Source organism: Paenibacillus macquariensis (assembly GCF_900156375.1).
In the GTDB taxonomy this organism is placed as follows: domain Bacteria; phylum Bacillota; class Bacilli; order Paenibacillales; family Paenibacillaceae; genus Paenibacillus_AQ; species Paenibacillus_AQ macquariensis.
Genome location: NZ_FTNK01000002.1, coordinates 50,043 through 68,894, shown reverse-complemented (window position 1 = coordinate 68,894; position 18,852 = coordinate 50,043). Strand labels below are relative to the sequence as shown.

Here is an 18,852-nt window from a genome sequence, read left to right as displayed (position 1 = left end):
CCTGACGTTCAAGCAGCTTAAGTGAGCGAAGAGAACGTGTCGTCAGACTTAGCTGGTTTAATGTATCGCTTGAATTAACTTTTCTGATATCCCTCATGGCGAACAAGGGAGAATACCCGCAGTAGGAATGCATTGTTAGCCGATGTTCACGACCTCTTCGAACTTCCTACGCTTTCCATTAATCTCCTTAGTTGTGTATGTAATTAGTTCTAGTTATTTAGTGATAAGTCATTCAAACTTCTTGATTATATTCTTTTAAATCCCTAGCATCTGTAAAACAGTTTTTAAATCTATTTCCCATTTCTTTATCTTTACTCAAACATAAAGTTGAGGTACTATCCCAGCAAACAATTTCTATCTCAGATAGTGGATGCTGTATTTGAGGTTCAGGAATCCAAAAATTTGGGTTCCCATTTGCAAATGGTTCAATACTCAGATTATTAACATCCATCTCTATTTCCTTCTTTATTCCAGAAAAAACTGCCCATATAAATTGAATGCTATTTCCATAAATAATCTTATTAAGTTCTTCCCCTTCAATGAATACAATTGGATTATCTAAAGAATCTGTTGGATATGTTGAAGCGTTACTGTTCTAATATTCTTATTTATCATTTATATTCAATCATTCTTAGTAGAATTTCGTCTAATGTAATATTCACGAAGTTCGTGAAATTACAGAATACAAATGAATATGCGAACAAGCCTTCATTGGAAATAGTCTATATGAACTATAATCTAATTTTACTATAAAATAGAAACAATATGATGCACAATAATTCTATTCTTTAAGCAAAAAGCTCCCGCTACTAATAGCAGAAGCTTCAATAAAATAAAGATTGACGCGAACATCCCTTCAATGACAGGTACGTGTGAATCAATAACTAGCTATACCCAATAGATAAGAAAACAGGTTTATTCTCCTGCTTAGATTTGTCAAAAGCTTCTTCCGACCAATGGAACCAGTCCACCGGATTATGAGCGTGGTGTAACAAAGATGGTGATTTTCCTTGGCTAATCTATCGGGTAATTTTTGAGTTGTCATGGGGCATCACCTCTTTTCGGTTGGATTTGGGTACTAGGATTAGTTTAACCATCTGGCAATGAACACTAAGATTCTGATCATACAAATGCTTTGAATATTGTTAAGATATAGAAAAAGGCAACCCTATAGAGATCAGCCTGTCTTAAAGAAATACATTCTAATTTAGAATATTCGATACCTAATTCTCCGCATATAAGGCATTGTCAGGTCCTTGTCATGTTCAAACGAGTATCACTGGTACAGGACCTGAAGCCCCTGAATTTTCAAACAGCCTGTATGTCTCTTTTTCAAATATGGGGGTCTCACTGGGAACAGCCTTCGGAGGCTGGATTTTAGCTGGTCTTGGAATATACAATATCATTTGGGGTGGCATCCTTTTTGCTCTTCTGGCGTTTTTATGCATCTTCGTCCGAATAAAATGGTTAAAGACTGTTACTAAATAAACGGACATTTAATCTGTTATGAATCTTACTTACGGGTTTTTCTACACGATAACAGTGACAAGGTAGGACAACGTATAAAACCAGGCTATATAACAGAAAACTTTACAAGAACGTTAAAAATACACGGACTGCATCGAATCAGTTATCATAATCTTCGTCATAGCTGTGCCAACCTTTTGCTTGTAAACGGAATTAGCATGAAAGAAATTCAAGAATGGTTAGGACATAGCAATTATTCCACGACATCTAACACTTATTCTCATTTGGAATACAGCTCCAAAGTTTCTTCAGCATTAGCAATGGCGATGCACTAAAATTTTTAAAAAAAGATCACAAAGCCCTCATTAACTCATGAGAACCATGTGATCTTCCTCATACTCTCCTTTGGAAAAAGGAGACTGTTCCGAAACGGAACGGAACGTTTTCATACCATAGAGTTACGCACCTTTCTTTGTTTGCATGGTTGATCGATACTTCCATGATACCAAACAAGTTTGTCGGGTCTCTCGTGGACTACTGTAATCGTTCAGATAGATTTCATTGTACTTTCAACTACGCCATAAGCTTTCAATAACGATGTTGTCCTTTGCACGCCCTTTGCCATCCATGCTAATTCGCACCTCATGTTTCTTCAGCAGATCAATAAACTGTGGGCTCGTAAAATGACTACCTTGATCACTGATAAGAATCATAGGTTTGCGTTGTGCTAGAGACCTCTTCATGGTTTCTAGCACAACGCAAACCTATTCCGAGACTTTAAACATTTTTTTGATGAAATCAAATTTTAAAGCCGAAATCCGTGTTCTCGCTCACATAGAGTTCGCTGGGTTGAATCCGATGTTGGCCTGTGTGCAGCAGCTCTGGCAAACGCCCCATTCGTTTAGCCAAACGGGAAAGTTTCTGCTCATGAAAATTAGATAGCCCCGTATGAATCCGGTCCTGGAAAGGCTTAAGCCATCTTGTTTCCAAGCCATCAGAACCGAAATAAACTCCGAGCAGAGAGCCAACTGTTGCCCCAAAGCTGTCCGTATCGTTGCCTTGCATCACCTGCTTGCATATCCCATCGCCAACATTGTCTGCAAAGCGAAATGTATTAATTAAGGTACCTACTTCCTGATAAACCTGACAGTGGAAATAATTCGCATACTTATTGTTAATGCTCTGATAGGCTTCCAGCCAGTTATCTGCATTCGCGACCAACTGCAGACAATCCTGAGTAATCTCATAGAATCGGCTCCTTCTAGGTACGAATTGCAGTGCAGTACTAATTATTTCAATCGGATCGCGCAGCACCTGCGCGACAGCAATCGCAGCGGCAGTGAACATCGTGGCGTAGATACCGGTCCGGCGATGTGTAAAACTTGCATCCCGCCATGCTAATTCAGCGGCAAGAGCTGGTTGACCGGGGCAGGCATAGCCGTAAGCATCTGCGCGAATCGCTGCCCCGCATAGTTCCGTATCCTGTACCATGAAGTCGGGCCAAGCCTCTATTTCAGAATGATTGAATATGTCCCTATCATGCTCCAAATAGCTAATCCCAGATCGAAGCAAGATGGCCCTCTCTGGACCCCAAGTTGTACTTATCGGAAGATGATTTATCCATAAATCTCTTAAATTTCTTTTCGTAAAACCTTCGCCAAATTGCTCTAGCACAATCATTCCCATTAATGTGTAATTGATATCGTCGTCGGGTGCTGCATAACGGATTCGCCCCCGAGTCGTCTCAAACCAAGACCAATGACGCCGATCCAACGCATGGAGCATTTCATCAGAAATGTAATCGTTCAGTGGCCATTCCCCTACGGAAGTTAGCGCTTGACGCAATTCCGACAAGCTGGGGTTTACCTCGATCGGTTTGCCCAGCATTGAACCGCAGACTGAAGCGAGGAATGCTGCCTCTACCCGCTTGGAACTGTCCTTCAGATTTAGGATTCCGACCTGGCCGAGAGGTCGAGCTGGATCACATTCCCGCCATATCTCCTCTAAATCATTCGGCTCATAGTAAGACCAATTGTCCCTCATTGGAATAGCAGCCAAACTATGAGCGAATTCCAGATAGGCATCATAGCTTGCGGGTAGCTGTTCCAGCTTGGCTAAATAACCCGAGGTTTGATGCCCCTGCTCGAATTTATTACGCAGAATTCCCTCTAATTGACGTTTAAGAAATGTGAGTGATGGTAGCATACTGTATCTCCTTTGTCCGATTATTAATCTACATTAAATGTATCCTCAAACTTCTGCATGTGAATGAAAACGATGACAGATGAAAAAGTAGCCTTAACCATCGCTTTCATTGTGTATTGTCAATCCGTTGTATATTGACTAACGCAGATATAAGCCAATGTTAACGTTTGTGTTGAAGACGAGCCATCAACCATAATCAGAGGACTTAGAAGAATACTGATTATTCCTTTACAGATCCTAACGTAATCCCATTGATAAAGAATCTTTGCAAAAATGGATAAATAACTAAAATGGGAATCATCGCAATAAAGATTTTGGCTGCGTTCAATGTCTGATTAGAAAGCTCACTCATCTTTTGGATTTGTTCTGCAGTCATGGTTTGCGCATCAATGATGACGACCAATTGCTGAATGTAGGTTTGCAGCGGATAATGATCGGCATTGGACATCAGCACAAGACCGTTAAAAAACTCGTTCCAATGATAGACTATACTAAATAAAGTAACCGTAGCAAGCACCGGAACAGCCAGAGGAATAAAAATTTTAACAAGCATATACCATGGGCCCGCTCCATCCACTAACGCCGCCTCTTCTATCTCCTTAGGTAGATTGCGAAAATAGTTAATGACGAGAATAACACTAAAAACTGGAACGCTTTGCCCTAGCACAAGTGCCCAAATATTATTGATCAATCCGAGTGATTTAACAGTTTGATACCAAGGGATCAAACCGCCGTTAAACAGCATAGTAAAAACCAAAATCCACATGAATACATTTCGAAAGGGCAAATCTTTGGCATTTTTGGATAATGGATAGCCTAAGAGAATGATGATTACAAAATTAAGACTGGATCCTAATACGACGCGCTGTATTGAAATCCAAAACGAATTAAAAAATTTGCTGTCCCCCATAATTTCTTGATACGAACTGAAATTAAACCCCACCGGCCATAATCCAACCTGACCTGAGGAAGCCGCCGCATTCTCACTTAACGAGATTACAAGCGTGTACCATAAGGGAAGTACACACAAAAGTGCAGTGCCACCCAGAAGCACGATAAGGAAAACATCAAATGCTTTGGAGCCAAATGTTTTTTCTATAACCATAGTAATGCTCCTTTGTATTGACGTGGATTCGGAAAGTAACTGCCACAAAAGTTGAAAAAACACACTAAATCAAGGTTCACAAAAAAATGCTAATTTTTGCACAATAAAAAGCAGGACACCGCTTTCCTCTTATCAAATGGTTAAATCATCACACAATAACCCGAGGGGGAGTGTCCTTAGCATCATAGTGGCACAAACGTCGAACTATTAAAAAATACGATAATTTGCAAACTTAGCAGCCAAGAAATAGGAAATTGTGATTAAAGTAAAACTGATAACAGATTTTAATAGTCCCATTGCCGTTGCTAATCCATACTGTAAATTCAATAAACCGGTTCGATATACCCAGGTGTCAATAATATCTCCGCTTGAATAAACAAGAGGATTATAAAGGTTAAATATTTGGTCGAATCCAGCATTTAAGACATTGCCAAGACTGAGCACAGAGAGCAAAATAACCGTTGTAATAATTCCAGGTAGTGTGATATTTAGCAAACGCTGCAAGCGCGATGCACCGTCAATCGCAGCCGCTTCATATAAAGAGGGATTGATTCCCGTCAAAGCCGCCAAAAAAATAATCGTGTTAAATCCAAACTCCTTCCAGACATCGCTTCCAACAATAATGAAGGGAAACAAATCTGCTCTGGCAAAAAATAAAGTAGGACTAATACCGAACATAGACAAGATCCCGTTAATCGGTCCTGTATAAGAAAAGATATCCAAAAGAATACCTGAAAGAATAACCCAAGATAAAAAATGGGGCAAATAAACAATCGTCTGAATCCATCTTTTGAAAACTATCACGCGTAATTCATTCAACAACAGGGCAAAGGTAAGCGGTACGATCATATTCGCGATAATTTTCATTACAGCAATAAAAATTGTGTTAAAAAATATCGTTTTACTATCATTAAGCGTAAACATATACTTGAAATTTTCCAAACCAATCCACTCGGAATGAAACATGCCTAATCCAGGATTAAAGTCCTGAAAAGCGATAACGATCCCGAACATAGGAACGATACTGAAAAGAGTCAACCAAATAAATCCAGGTAGGAGCATGAGATAGTAATGCTTGGCATAACCCTTGGTTTTCATTTTGCAAATCACTTCCATTCTCACTTGTTTAGAGAAAGGCGACAGATTTCACTGACGCCTCTAGGGATCTGTACTTTACTGTTTTGCAACTTCGTCTACTTCTGCAATAATTTGATCTCCGCCTTGCTTCTTCCAATCTAGTACAAACTGATCAAAGGAATCTATAGGTTCAGCACCCATAATAATTTTGAGGAATGTTTCCTTTTCCAATTTATCTAATGCAGCCCATCTTCTTTCCATGGTTTTGGTCTGCGAATAGGTGACGCTGTATGTTTTCTTATAAGGCTGTTGCAATGGTGATATGCCGACTAGTGTAGAATACATTCGTTTCCATACGCCTATATCCGCATTCGGGTTCCAATATTGGATATCATAATTGTCGTAAGGCTCCAGTTTAACTTTTTTTATGTTTTCAGCGTCAGTTTTTAATAGGTTATATCCGGGGAGATTTAAGTCTTCCGGCTTTTTGGTGCCTGCTAAAACCTCTTTCATCATTTTATAGGTAACATCCATTACATCCATCGAGGCAAAGACCAAACGTAATGGATAATTACTAATCGCAACATTCACATCGAATTTCGATTCATCTCGAAACAAGAGATTTTGCATTTGAATCGCCGCTTCAGGATGCTCGTATCCCTTCCGAACAACAAGATATTGGTTCGATGGGTTACCCATATGTGGAGTGAATTCGCCATTTATATCAAGAGGTACAGCATAAGCCTGCCAGTTTGCTTTCGGGTTGTTCTGGATCGCATCCCCTAACGGGCCATACCCGCCTGACCACCATACACCAAAATAAATGCCCGAGGTTCCATTCTTGATCAATTCCTGTGCATCCTTGCGAATGCTCATTTCCCTGTCGATTAAACCTTTGGTATAAAAATCACGCAGCGTGGAAAGCGCTTGTTTCGTTTCAGGCTGAATGGAACCGTAAGTTGTTTTACCATTAGAGTCCTTCAGCCAATATCCCGGATAGGAATGGAATGAAGCAAAAATGGGGTCAAACCCATAGTTGTTGCTATTCGGATTAATGAAGTCCGCATTGATATTACCGCCCAATTGCGGACCCGTGATGCCGACCGTATCTGCCTTCCCGTTACCGTCGGGATCCTGTTCGACGAAAGCCTTAGCTACCTTTTCCAGCTCATCTATCGTTTTTGGCGTCTGTAGGCCCAGCTTATCTAACCAATCCTTGCGAATCCACATGTAATGTACCATATCTGATTCCGGTGTTACATTTGGTAGCGCATACATTTTCTCATCAATTGTGACTGATTTGAGTGCAAGCCCTTTCGTTGTTTCAATGATGCCTTTAATGGTTGGTGAAGCATATTCATTATAAACATCAGTTAAATCCTCAAGCTGACCGCTTTTTACCATTTGTCTAAACTGCGTCTCATTCACAACTAACGCATCAGGCAAGTCGTCACTGGCAATGGATAAATTTATCTTCTGTTCGTAATCTTTTCCTGCTGCGGCCTGCCATATAATCTTCGTATCAATATTCAATTTGTCTTTAATATAACGGGTATACTGGTTACTCTCGGGAGAATCCCCGGCTGGTAAGCTTTTATCCGACGCATCAATTTCTTTTCCAATTTTAATCGTGATTGGTTCTTCAGATTTTCCAAATGGATCCGCTTCTTTTTGAACGGCTGGAGTTTCTGCTTCTTTCGTTGAAGAATTCGGTGATTCTTTGGAGGAGCTTGAATTACTACATGCGGTTAATACAATTAACATTCCTGCAAGTAAAATCTGAATGCATTTTTTAGACTTGCTCATGTGTGCCCCTTCTTTCACTTTTAATTTTTTCCACATTTAAAAGGTAACACACAAAAGCCTCTTGTTTGGATAGACAATGGTTACACGATTAGAGAGGCAAATGACCGAAGACTAGCAAGGATTCACGATTTTTTCGCAGTTATCCAGCAGTTATCCAGCATTTGTCCCCCTATTTATCGGACATATCTCTACCTGTATCATGCGTCTGACGATATTTACTCGGAAGCATGTCAGTTTGCTCTCGAAAGGTGCGGCTAAAATACTTTTCATCCATATAACCAACGTGTTCTGCAATCCAAAGGATTGTTTTGTTGGTATAAAGCAGAAGCTCCTTTGCTTTTTCGATGCGAACCTGACGTAAATAGTCGCTAAAACTCATACCAACAATTTCTTTAAAGCATTGGCTAAAGTAGCTCCGACTCATATTGACCCTTTTAGAAATATTAGCCGCAGTAATCTGTTGATTCATCTCCTCATGAGCGATATACGCAGCTTTAATAATACATTCCATAACCTCTTGCGAAAATGTAGGTTTATCAATAGCGTTACGGATCATATTACGTGTGGCTTTACACCATGCATCAACCTGATACCAGGAATCAAACGAATCCGGCAGTTGAATTTTCACTAAGCTCATAGGATAAAATAAAAGATTCCATTTATCGATTAACGAATACAGCAACCCCAACAGCTTCGCCTGTGGTAACCGCATCAACTTCAAAGCATGGATATGATTATTTAATAAGCTGTCTTGATAAATCCATTCGTGAGACGACCATTGCTCCTTCATAAGATTTATGCTTTCTTCAGATCGTACTTGCTTGTGATCGTCCCAACCTTGCAGCAAAATAGACCCTATGCTAGAATGCGGATCATAATCATAAAAGAAATCCTTCTCTCTATATTCTCTTAACCGACGATGTACATCTTTATGATATCTGCCGTAGAGGCCCTTCAGATTTATCAGGGCCCACCCCGATTTAGTACTGATTACCTGTGAAATCCGTTCTAACCATAATTCGTTTGGCTGCTCCAACGGTTGCGTCCAGAGCCAAAGGTTAATATCCACTTCAATCATGGATTGATCTGCGTTTTCGCTCCACTCTTTTACCCAATAATCTCCAACAGCATTATTTATTGAGATCAATGCATAGCCTCGATCAATTGCAAAAATCTCATTTGGATTTGGATCTCGTTTTTGTTCTTGCGCAATCCGGTTGTAGATTCTTTCAAGCACTTCCTCAAAGCGCTCTTTTTCAAGCTGAACTTTAGCAATGTAATCAATCGCGCCTAATCTAAGCGCCTCTTGGATGTATTCAAAATCCTGATGGAGCGTCAATACTACAATATAGATATGAGTGAACTCTTTACGGACCCTTTTTATTAATTCAAGGCCCGACATAACAGGCATAGCAAGGTCAGTAAGCAGTAAATCAACAGCATTAGATTCTAAAAATTCCAATGCTTTTTGGCCATTACTTGCTTCACCGACAACCTCCATATCAAAATCCTTCCAAGGCATTGCCGAAATAAGGCCTTTTCGGACTAATTTATCATCATCAACAATCATCACTTTAATCATGATTTGGTTCATCCTCCAAGAGGGGCAAGCTTAAAAAAATGCTCGTCCCTTTCCCTATCACACTATTAATTTTCAACTCGGCCCGCTCACCATATTGGGATTCAATCATACGCTTCACATAGTTCATCCCTATGCCCATACCAACCTTCCTATTTTCAACTTCTGGGTTATTCAATAAATTTTTTATGGTTTCTTCTGACATCCCAGACCCGTTGTCATGAATCGAAATATTGATCGTTTGTGTTAATTTTACATCAACTCGGATGAAACCATCATCGCTTAAACCATGATACAGGGAGTTTTCCACGAGTGGTTGAAGGATGAACCGCGGAATCGGCATTTTCAATGCCTCTTCATCCATATGAATCTGCACATCAAATTGAAAATCATAACGAATCTGCTGCAAAATAAGGTATTGCTTCAACGCCTCGATTTCCTCTTGAATCGTTGAAGCTTGTCCTAGCTTGCCTAAATTATAATGCAGCAGTTTATTTAATGACGATACAAGACGATCGATTTCGTTCTGCCCATTCATGACAGCCAGCCAATGCACCGTATCCAACGTATTCATCAGAAAATGAGGATTGATTTGATAAAGTAATTTCTCTACTTCAAGATCAACTCTGCGCCTTTCCTTCTGCTCAACTTCCGCAAACAAATCCCAAATTTGTTCTTTCATTTGCCGAAATTGATCCAAGAGGAAATCAAACTCTGGTATTCTTGTTCTTGCTACGCCAGACTGGATTCGGTTTTGTGCCATCAGCTTAATTTCTTTATTGAAGCCGGTCAATGGTCGATACACCATTTTCCATAATAGCCAGGCCAAGAATAGACTCATTCCCAAGAAAAATATCGAAAATAGTAGGATTTGAACGAACCATCGATTCATCTCTTTGTTATAATCTGCTTTAGGGATCACGGAGACAATGCTCCAACCTTGACTACTTACTTTCCTAAACCAGTAAAACCCATTTTGTGTACCGAAAGATTTTCCTTTTTCAATGCCAGGGAACGTTGTATCTATTGCAAATGTATTCGGTAATTCGCTATAGGCAATTCTACCATTATTGTCAAGGAATATATGGGAGTTCTTCCCCCCGGTTTGATCATTTTTGAGGATGCTTTGTGTCAAATGTAACCCTGTTTCAATGTAAACATAAACATCATCTCGATTAGGCAGTTCGACTTTTCTTAAAGCAGACAACACATATTGATGATCAAAACGGTTGTTGCTTACATGTGGACCATAATAGGAAATTCCAGAGTATTGGGCAAGCAATGGCAATTTTTCCGGAGAAAAATTATCCTTGACTCCCGAATTTTCAAGATCATAGGAATGATCATCTTGGAAATAATACAGGGTTAATCCGATACTAGGATTCGTAAAAGTGATTAGGCTTAATTCTTCCTTCAGGTTGCTTTTCATTTTGACTCGTTCGAATGGCTTACTATCTGTACTTGATAACAATTGATCTAATTTCTTGCCTACACTGCCTTCAAATGCAAGCTGTTGGGATACATGGTTCAAATTACTGAGGGTGTTCTCTAACGAAAGCTCAACTTGATTTAAATTACTTTGAATACCGCTTTGAATTTTATTTGTAAGAATCGAGTAGATCGTAAAGTAAGAAATCAGTCCTATGCTAATAAACGGAATCAACGAGCTGAATAAGAAGATAATAATAATCCTCTTTTTCAAGGTCAGGTAATCATAAAGAAATGATTTTAAATTTCTCCTCATGTTGAAAAACATATAACCACACGCTCCCAAAAATAATAAATTCTTAATCTGGATAAGTTGGAACATCCACGTCCAAGCCGGAACCACGTTCTCACATGGGAATCTGGAAGCCATTTCCTCATCGATATTAATGCCCAGGCCTGGTTTCTCATTCGGGTACACATATCCGTCTCTGGATTTCAGGTATATCTGGGAGCAATCTATTCGACTTTGGTTGGTTCCTTGATAAACGATATGATCGTAGAAGAGTATATCATGGTGGGGCGTATCGTGGTTTCCGACGAACCACCTACAATATGAACGGTGGTTTTATACTTTTTGCAAAACTGTGTTTATAGTTGTTGACACCAATGACAGGTACGTGTGGGTCAATAACTAGCTATACCAATCGCAACATTTTTTGTTTTTCAATCCACTCCTACAAGAACAGAGATCGTTTCTCTATCAATTTTAACTTTACCCTTATTGCCAAGATACTCAACAAAATTATAAAGCATTTTTGTGTTCTCAAACACAATTACGAATAAAAGGTTATTATAGTATTCTAAACCATCATCACCATGAAAGTACCCGCACGTAAATTATGATAAATATCATTCCTTAATTTATTTAACAACTTATAATTTTTATCATCTGTAATCTGTTTACTTGGTCATGGGTTGAGCGATAAAGGTACAGAAAAATTATCTTGGAGATTGCTTTATGAAGATACGCTTTTCATATTAAAAAGCTTAAAAATCTCCACTTTCTATGTTGCAGGTCAAGGAGCTGGGAGCCTTTGTGCAGTTCTATTGGGTGTATATCATCAATGGTACTAGGCTGTAGTCTGCACTCTGTACCTTTATTTTTCCCGAAAAGTACTGCCAATAAATTCATAGATCATCGTAAATCATTAGTTCAAAACAGTTCTATTAACCATCTAGCCGACCATCTCATCCCAAACATTACGCTATATCCTGTGGGTAGTCCTGAGATGAAAAAGTTATATCAAGGGTTTCATCAGGTTACTCCGGAAACCTATTTCGAGATTTGGGAAGCATTTGTAGCTATTCATGATGATATTTTTGAAGAGCTTAAACAAAATACTCGCCCAGTAGTCATTATTTCAGGTGATCTTGACCCTATTTATCCGACCTATTTATCAGGCTTACAGACCGCTTATATTCCGAATTCGCAATGCATGACCATTCTGAATTCATCTAACATGACGTTTTACGACCAGCTTGAAGAAACCTATAAGCAAATCCATCATTTTTTTCAAAATGGTAATACTTCGCCAAAAAGCGGAGATTCGTTCCTTCAAGTGCTGCATAGTGAATTATTTGAAAGACTGGATGAACAAAACCAAACTTCATCAATAAATACCTTAAGAGTCAATTTAATAAATCAGTTTCAGGTTTTTGTTAATGGAAAGCAAATTGTTGAAGGCTGGAATCAGCGCTACGCCAAGCAAATTCTCATCTATTTGGTCATGAACCAGTCTATAACAAGGGAACAATTGTGTGATGATTTATGGGGTGAGGTTGCAGTAGGGAAAGCACGGCATAATTTGCGGATGTACTTAACGCATTTGCGAAAGCTCATTAAGGATATGAATTACGGATTTCTCACGCTGGATAAGGAACATATCTTTCTAAGCAGAACAATTAAATGTGACTTAACGGCATTCATAGAGCAGCTTGACGAAGCGTGGGCTGAGCAAGATTTCATACATAAACAAACTTTGTTCACGTTTGTTTGAGAAACTTCATACCCACTCGTTCAGCACTTTAACCGATGATTGGATATTGAGCCTGCGTACCAAGCTGGAAGAAAAGCTGTTCATTCTAAGCCAGTTCATGTCTGAATATTGCATAGAGGCGGGAGAACTGCCGGAAGCAATTAAATATATGGAATGGGCTGTTCACTTCCAACCGGATAACGAAGAAATGCTGAAACGCATTGGAGATTTATATTTGAAGTATAGTCGCTTGGAAGAGTCGCATGAGGTAGGAAAACAGAGCAGTTAAAAGGAAGCATACGCTTTCTTAAGGAGCAGTAGATTCAGAGCTATGTAAGAAGCATCGGTGTATTTACCATTTCTTTCGAAGCACATAATTTCCAGGACCGCATAAGATATCCGTAGTAACGAGCGCATCGAACTCATCTTGTGAGAGTTGCGGAATAAGTTCATACTGAACACAGATTTCAAATATCCTCTTGACTTCTTTATATGAAATATCTTGAAGAAGTTGATGATATTTGTACCATTGGGCTACTCATGAGAAACTTACAGAATCTTCAAACCAAGGATTGCCACGATCACAATTAAGATCGCGAAAGAACAAATTGCCTTCAACATAGGAAAGTACATCTTGAAAGTCTTTTCTATACTCAATTGCAAGTAAGAGACCATAAATCAAACTTTTTCCGATCAGCTTGTCATTCATACTCGCTTCCATAACCTGTCTTAGATAAGGAAAATCGTTAATCTTTGCAGGATCCCCAAAAACAACCTATTATGCAACGATTAATTAAAAAAATCTAGTAGAGTCTCGCAGAATTGATCCAGTTTCATTAAATCATCTATTAATAAAGATATATTCATTCTGTTCCAGAATGTCTCTCATGGCATGAGAGACATTCGAGACTTTTTTTAGATGAACCTTAATATGTATATTTCTCTATTGAATATTTTGAATTCAATAATTGATTGACGCGAACATCCTATCAATGACAGGTGGAATAACCGGTACTTAAGAATATAGGCTGTTGGCCCCCATTTATGTAACCTCATCATGCGGAATGTCTCGTTGTTAGTATTACCCGCTAGGAAGAGAAAAGACACCAACGGGGGTTAGTGTCCTCTAAAGAGTAGTTATTATTCTTTTAATAAAGCAGGGCTAAGAATACTGTTTTGGCAACCTGCTTAATTGGGGTAAATCATCTTTAGTTTCCCGCTATCGTGATGATCACCACTTTTACTTGTGATACGGATCACCGCGCTGTATGTAACAGCAAGATTGTATTTAATTTTAGGTTAGCCTTTTACCTTTTAGCATGATGCGCTCCCAAGCGAACTCATTCCCCCATTATTTGCACTTGTACTTGTCTTGTACGTGCACAGGTCTGGTCAAAATCGATGAAATAAATATGACCAAACTTGCCAAGATCAAGCTCACCGTCGGCAATCACTATAGTTTCGCTGCGGCCTAGAAATACTGACCGTAGATGTGCATCGGTGTTTAACGTCTGGGGTTTGTCTTCACCGTGCTTTGCTGAGAACTCCGTAAGCACAGGCCCAGGATGCATATATTGCCCCTCTTTACGGCAAGTTGGTATAATGGATTCAAAAATATCCAGTAGATCCTGTTGTAGATACTCAAGGCCGGTATAGGTCTCATCAAAAGAACATTCCTGTGTCATCACTGAGCATGTGGTGTGGTGGGAATACACCACGCAAATACCGTTTTGAACTCCTGAGCGCGCGACAATATCTCTGACTTCACTAGTAATCATATGGAAGGAAGGGCGAACACCAGTGGAACTAAGGTCAATAGATTCTCTAATTGTTTTCATATAGATACCTCCTGACATTGATATTAAGATAGAACCACTTAATTCTAAGCTCTACTTATTGTACTATCTGCAAGTCGTTATACGCTCTTCTCACACTGGAAACCATTTCCCTCATCATTGTGATGGGATCCTCTGCCAGAAAAATGCCCGAAGCTGCGCCTACCCCTTCCGCTCCTGCGTAAATTAGGTTGTATACCTGGCTGCCTGTTGTAATTCCTGCGGCTTGCTCTACTAGAATATCGGGATAAATAGTTTTAACCGCATGAATAGACTGCTGTACATAGTCTATTTCGCTAGTACTGCCCGTACCAATTAGGTCCGATGGTTCGGGATTGATGATGTCAGGATGCAGTTGGGCAATTGCTCTTGCCTCAGCAATGGTATCAGCGCAGGCGAAGCTCAACAGGTCCAGTTCGTTGGCTCTTTCAATGGTTTGGCGGATAGCAGGCAGAGACATAGGACGTTCACAGTGATTGATAACAACACCCCTTGCACCAGCATCTTGTATCGCTTCTGGCAAAACGTCTGCCATGCCGCGCCCGGGACGCAGAATATCCATGTAAGGAGCCAAGATAACTAGCCGTGTGGTATTTTTCGCCACACGGCGAATTTCCGTATATGGTGCAATGAACAGCACATCAATATCATAGCGGTAGGCAGCCTCATCTGCTGCCATGGCCATTTCAAGCACCGCATCTCCATACACAAAGTTCTTCACACCAATTTCAAAAAAAGGTGGCTTGATTATTTGCTTCACATGGCACCTCCCATTTGCAAAACACAGGACTTACAGGCCTACATAATAAAACTTAAACCACCGTTGCCAACAGGTTCATACTTCCACAAATTCAATGTCCAACATGTCTGCTAGCATTTTCCAGCGACGGGAGACATCCCCGATGTTAATCACCTCATGATGAGTGCCAGCATTGCGTAGCCAGCCCTCGACACAGTTCTGAATACCCGTTTCTGGTACCCAGAAGAAATAGGGCATCTCACAACGCTTCAAATCTGATTTTGGCAGTATCTCACCTTTGGCCAACACCAAACGGAAGCGATTACCCTCCACCGCAACAAGCGAGGTAAGAGTTGCTGGACCGTATTGCGGAGTGAAAATAGGTGTGGGAGGATTCTCGAGTCCGCCCTCGCCAAGGTAACGATCTATCAACCGTGGACGCATATCACTGCGGCAGGTTGCCCAGTTCCCCTCGCCAGCATGGCAGAAAATGATAGCCTGTTTGACAAAGTCCATGGAATACATCTCAGTAAAGTTAGCGTCGTTATTACCTAGTGCATGGGCAGCCGATACCATACTGGCGCACATTACATCTCCCTCGGCGGCATATCCGTAGCCCTCTGCCATCAGATTAGAGGCAGCGTACAGTGGTAGTTGGCGCCAGCGCCCGTCGTCGGCAAACTGGTCAAAGTGGGCAGTGAAGGCGTCGTATCGCTTTTCCTCCAGATAGCGCTTAAAGCCAAAGTACTCTCTAACCGCAATCGCATGCGATTCGTAACTCAGCTTGGGATCCACATCAAACCGTTCGTGGTCCAGCTTAATTTGGGCGTTAATTTCCTCCTTGCTCACCTGATCCATCCGAGTTACGACGCTACCAATGGTATCGTGGCAGCTTTCCGGTCCGATTTTGCGAAGCAGTGCTAAATCATCAGAGAGAATGTCCCCCATCCCACACATACGGGAAAAAACAGCCGTCCGCATGTTTTTGAGCCGGCTACGTGCATAGCACGCCTTCCCAAAATCTTCTACAAAACGCACGAATCCTTCTTCATGTCGGTTTCCGGCAAAGAACTGGCATTTAAAACCACCCCGTACAATCACATTGGCGTTGTCCTGGGCACCGTGGATACCTTGATTGACAGTGAGATCGAGCTCCTCCCAATCGTCTAGTACTTCCTGGTCAGGTTGCACCACCGCCATCGCAATAGGTAGACGATTGTTTTCCAGCGCTCGAGTGAGATAAGCCCCCTGCGAATAGGCCAACAAAACGATCAACACGCCATCAAGCTTCTCGGCGTTGTACTGTGCCATGATCTCTTCAATACGTACTCGATTTAGCCCCGGCCCTGCAAATTGTATGTCTGCCACAGGCGAAAGTGTGTCCGCAATTTCTTGTGCGTAACGTGTTTGCCTCTCGATGATTCCGGGAAACACATCTTCATAGCCCTCTGTCATCAACCCCAGTAGGCCAATTTTTGGTTTGCGTAACTCCATTTGCTATCCCTCCACAAACAATGGCTTAAAGTACTCGTACATGGCGTTAAATCTCACGTACCCTTCCTTGTATCTAGCAACAAGCTCCAACTGCGGACTAAATACATCCCCCTCATGTAGCTTAAGGCAAGCATCATCTAAATCACTGAAGATGCCGCATGCAACACCACCTAGCATGGCAGCTCCCAAACTGGCGGACTCACTGGTTTCCGACACACGAATCTCTGTATTACAGATATTAGCTTTTATTTGGTTCCATACTGTGCTTCTGGCACCGCCGCCCAAAGAATAAAGACACTCCGGTGCAAGTCCCATCTGTGCAAGGTTTTGCTTTAGTGTATAACCGACACTCTCCATCACTGCCCGAATAAAGCAGCCCCGAGAGGTATCCAGACCAAAGCCAAAAAACACACCTCGTGCTGCTGGGTCACTTTCCATTCCTGTCAGGTAGGGGAACAGCATCAGATTTCGGCTGCCCGCAGGTTCCACCTTTGCCAACTCATCCATGCGGGCAAAATCTCCTGTACCCAAGAGGTCGACACAGAATTCATCCCGGAACCATTTGAGAATCATTCCGGCTGTCTGCGTTACTACTACTTTCAAATACCGTCCTGGCAGAGCATGGCTATATACTGCCACGCTGCTCCAACTATAGAGATGAGGATCTTGAACAGTGGCAGCCACACACAGGCAGGTGCCGGTGCTCTCATTCACGGTACCTGGATTGATGTTTCCGATACCTACAGCCGCCGCCACCTGATCCATGGCGCCGGTGGTCACAAAGGTACTCGTGTCAAGACCTAGTTCCAGTGCCGCAGCCTGGCACAAAGGCGCAACGACGCTGCCGCAGGGAAGAACTCCGGGGATTTTATCAGCATCGAGACCATTTCTCTCTAATATTTCGTGCCAGAGATCGTTTTGGAGAACATCAAAGTAACCTGAGGAGCAGAGTACTGCCGGGTTTGTCACGAACCTGCCGCTCAAACGATAGACCAGATAATCCTCCACCAGTAAAAATTTATGCGTGTGTAAATACACGTCTGGCAGGTTGTTTTTCAGCCATATCAGTTTACATAATGGGGTATAGGGACTAGCCTCTGGCACACCGGTTTTATGGTAAAATCTCTCCTTTGTGTACTGCCCGCCTACAGTCAGTGCTTCTACTTTGGCGCGTGCATCCATCCATACGATAGCGTTGTGCAACACCTGACCGTCTTGTGTGATGGGTATTAGTGTCTCACCCTGAGTGGTGCAAGTGATGGCGGCTATTTCATCACGCGGTACACCAGACTCTGCCATAACCTGCTGTATACACAGCACGACAGTGTCCCAATAAATCTCCGAAGGAAGTTCTACCCAGTCTGTCTGAGGTGTCAACAGGGTGTATTCCTGAATGACAAGGGCACACGGTTTCAAATGCTCATCAAACAATGCCGCTTTCACAGCCGTTGTGCCCACATCTAGTGTCAATAAATACTTCACAGGCCTCTTCTCCAGTCCACATTTCTATAGAACATTCACTGCAGATTTGTTTAGTCACCCATCACTGTTACTCGTACTGTGCGCTGCCGGGCACGCACTTGGTCAAAGTCGGCGAAATATATCCGTCCAAACTCCCCCAGTTGAGGCACACCATCGATCACAGGTACCATCACCGAACGCCCCAGCATCACCGAGCGCAAATGAGCATCCGTGTTCAGGCTCCAGCTAGCAAGCTCGTTCCGCTCTTTCTGCGCTATCTCAATGTGCAGGGGTCCGGGGTGGAGATATTGCCCCTCCGTGACACAGGTGGGAAACAGCTTAGACAGCCCATTTACCATGTCTTGCAATATAAACTGGGTACCGTAATAGTTCACATCGTCGCTCTGCTCCTGAATAAGCACCGAACAGGTGGTATGCTGAGAGTAAACATTCAACAAACCGTTCTGAATTCCAGAATTCTTCATCGTTTCGAGGGTACGCTCCGTCACATCGTCAAAGGTAGGACGTGTACAGGATTGGATGATGAAGCTCTCATGATAAGTGGCCAATATTTGTTCGCCTCCTTAGAAAGGGTGACTGTAAAGAATTCATCGTCATCA

Annotated in this window: 15 protein-coding genes and 2 pseudogenes; 3 read left to right on the top strand and 14 right to left on the bottom strand. The window is 41.6% G+C overall.

Annotation, left to right across the window (positions count from 1 at the left end; all coding sequences use genetic code 11):
* Positions 1-232: 232 nt before the first annotated feature.
* Together BW961_RS29455 and BW961_RS31695 are read right to left on the bottom strand one after the other, a co-directional pair.
* Positions 233-451: a hypothetical protein gene (locus tag BW961_RS29455; protein WP_082867746.1), complete on the bottom strand. Its 219-nt coding sequence runs from the start codon at positions 449-451 to the stop codon at positions 233-235.
* A 436-nt stretch (positions 452-887) separates the two neighbouring features.
* A pseudogene (locus BW961_RS31695) lies at positions 888-1,019 on the bottom strand (DUF255 domain-containing protein); the annotation flags it as partial.
* A gap of 465 nt (positions 1,020-1,484) precedes the next feature.
* Here BW961_RS31695 and BW961_RS31040 point away from each other — a divergent pair.
* On the top strand, positions 1,485-1,802 hold the full coding sequence (locus BW961_RS31040) for a tyrosine-type recombinase/integrase (protein ID WP_082867745.1): 318 nt from the start codon (positions 1,485-1,487) through the stop codon (positions 1,800-1,802).
* A 237-nt stretch (positions 1,803-2,039) separates the two neighbouring features.
* Here the strand turns inward: BW961_RS31040 and BW961_RS03155 are convergent.
* The 7 genes and pseudogenes from BW961_RS03155 to BW961_RS03125 form a co-directional block, all read right to left on the bottom strand.
* A pseudogene (locus tag BW961_RS03155) lies at positions 2,040-2,183 on the bottom strand (IS3 family transposase); the annotation flags it as partial.
* Positions 2,184-2,265: 82 nt separating this feature from the next.
* Positions 2,266-3,672 carry an ADP-ribosylglycohydrolase family protein gene (locus BW961_RS03150; RefSeq protein ID WP_068592848.1) on the bottom strand — a complete coding sequence of 469 codons (1,407 nt, stop codon included), beginning with the start codon at positions 3,670-3,672 and terminating at the stop codon, positions 2,266-2,268.
* A 220-nt stretch (positions 3,673-3,892) separates the two neighbouring features.
* On the bottom strand, positions 3,893-4,777 hold the full coding sequence (locus BW961_RS03145) for a carbohydrate ABC transporter permease (protein WP_068592845.1): 885 nt from the start codon (positions 4,775-4,777) through the stop codon (positions 3,893-3,895).
* A 207-nt stretch (positions 4,778-4,984) separates the two neighbouring features.
* The gene (locus tag BW961_RS03140; RefSeq protein ID WP_068592844.1) at positions 4,985-5,875 is read right to left on the bottom strand and encodes an ABC transporter permease; all 891 of its coding nucleotides are present in this window, start codon (positions 5,873-5,875) and stop codon (positions 4,985-4,987) included.
* A gap of 75 nt (positions 5,876-5,950) precedes the next feature.
* Positions 5,951-7,660: an extracellular solute-binding protein gene (locus BW961_RS03135; RefSeq protein WP_068592874.1), complete on the bottom strand. Its 1,710-nt coding sequence runs from the start codon at positions 7,658-7,660 to the stop codon at positions 5,951-5,953.
* Positions 7,661-7,829: 169 nt separating this feature from the next.
* On the bottom strand, positions 7,830-9,242 hold the full coding sequence (locus tag BW961_RS03130) for a response regulator transcription factor (RefSeq protein WP_068592842.1): 1,413 nt from the start codon (positions 9,240-9,242) through the stop codon (positions 7,830-7,832).
* On the bottom strand, positions 9,235-10,947 hold the full coding sequence (locus BW961_RS03125; protein ID WP_068592872.1) for a sensor histidine kinase: 1,713 nt from the start codon (positions 10,945-10,947) through the stop codon (positions 9,235-9,237). The genes BW961_RS03130 and BW961_RS03125 overlap by 8 nt, the downstream gene beginning before the upstream one ends.
* An 844-nt stretch (positions 10,948-11,791) precedes the next feature.
* Here BW961_RS03125 and BW961_RS03120 point away from each other — a divergent pair.
* Positions 11,792-12,724: an alpha/beta hydrolase gene (locus BW961_RS03120; RefSeq protein ID WP_068592840.1), complete on the top strand. Its 933-nt coding sequence runs from the start codon at positions 11,792-11,794 to the stop codon at positions 12,722-12,724.
* A 46-nt stretch (positions 12,725-12,770) separates the two neighbouring features.
* Positions 12,771-12,992, top strand: coding sequence for a hypothetical protein (locus BW961_RS03115; protein WP_068592838.1), 222 nt, complete (start codon positions 12,771-12,773; stop codon positions 12,990-12,992).
* Positions 12,993-14,043: 1,051 nt separating this feature from the next.
* On the opposite strand, the gene BW961_RS03110 is transcribed toward BW961_RS03115, so the two are convergent.
* The 5 genes from BW961_RS03110 to BW961_RS03090 form a co-directional block, all read right to left on the bottom strand.
* Positions 14,044-14,541: a secondary thiamine-phosphate synthase enzyme YjbQ gene (locus BW961_RS03110; RefSeq protein WP_068592836.1), complete on the bottom strand. Its 498-nt coding sequence runs from the start codon at positions 14,539-14,541 to the stop codon at positions 14,044-14,046.
* Positions 14,542-14,596: 55 nt separating this feature from the next.
* Positions 14,597-15,298, bottom strand: a complete 702-nt coding sequence (locus BW961_RS03105) for a triose-phosphate isomerase (protein ID WP_068592834.1) — start codon at positions 15,296-15,298, stop codon at positions 14,597-14,599.
* Positions 15,299-15,373: 75 nt separating this feature from the next.
* Positions 15,374-16,771 (bottom strand): L-fucose/L-arabinose isomerase family protein, encoded by a 1,398-nt coding sequence (locus tag BW961_RS03100; protein WP_068592831.1) that lies wholly within the window; start codon positions 16,769-16,771, stop codon positions 15,374-15,376.
* A gap of 3 nt (positions 16,772-16,774) precedes the next feature.
* On the bottom strand, positions 16,775-18,253 hold the full coding sequence (locus BW961_RS03095) for a xylulokinase (protein ID WP_068592829.1): 1,479 nt from the start codon (positions 18,251-18,253) through the stop codon (positions 16,775-16,777).
* A 50-nt stretch (positions 18,254-18,303) separates the two neighbouring features.
* Positions 18,304-18,801: a secondary thiamine-phosphate synthase enzyme YjbQ gene (locus tag BW961_RS03090; RefSeq protein WP_068592827.1), complete on the bottom strand. Its 498-nt coding sequence runs from the start codon at positions 18,799-18,801 to the stop codon at positions 18,304-18,306.
* Positions 18,802-18,852 lie beyond the last annotated feature (51 nt).

Bases quoted from the DNA above. Each gene is read 5' to 3' on its own strand.
- BW961_RS29455 (WP_082867746.1), bottom strand. From the start codon at position 451: ATGGATGTTAATAATCTGAGTATTGAACCATTTGCAAATGGGAACCCA.
- BW961_RS03150 (WP_068592848.1), bottom strand. From the start codon at position 3,672: ATGCTACCATCACTCACATTTCTTAAACGTCAATTAGAGGGAATTCTG.
- BW961_RS03145 (WP_068592845.1), bottom strand. From the start codon at position 4,777: ATGGTTATAGAAAAAACATTTGGCTCCAAAGCATTTGATGTTTTCCTT.
- BW961_RS03140 (WP_068592844.1), bottom strand. From the start codon at position 5,875: ATGAAAACCAAGGGTTATGCCAAGCATTACTATCTCATGCTCCTACCT.
- BW961_RS03135 (WP_068592874.1), bottom strand. From the start codon at position 7,660: ATGAGCAAGTCTAAAAAATGCATTCAGATTTTACTTGCAGGAATGTTA.
- BW961_RS03130 (WP_068592842.1), bottom strand. From the start codon at position 9,242: ATGATTAAAGTGATGATTGTTGATGATGATAAATTAGTCCGAAAAGGC.
- BW961_RS03120 (WP_068592840.1), top strand. From the start codon at position 11,792: ATGGTACTAGGCTGTAGTCTGCACTCTGTACCTTTATTTTTCCCGAAA.
- BW961_RS03110 (WP_068592836.1), bottom strand. From the start codon at position 14,541: ATGAAAACAATTAGAGAATCTATTGACCTTAGTTCCACTGGTGTTCGC.
- BW961_RS03100 (WP_068592831.1), bottom strand. From the start codon at position 16,771: ATGGAGTTACGCAAACCAAAAATTGGCCTACTGGGGTTGATGACAGAG.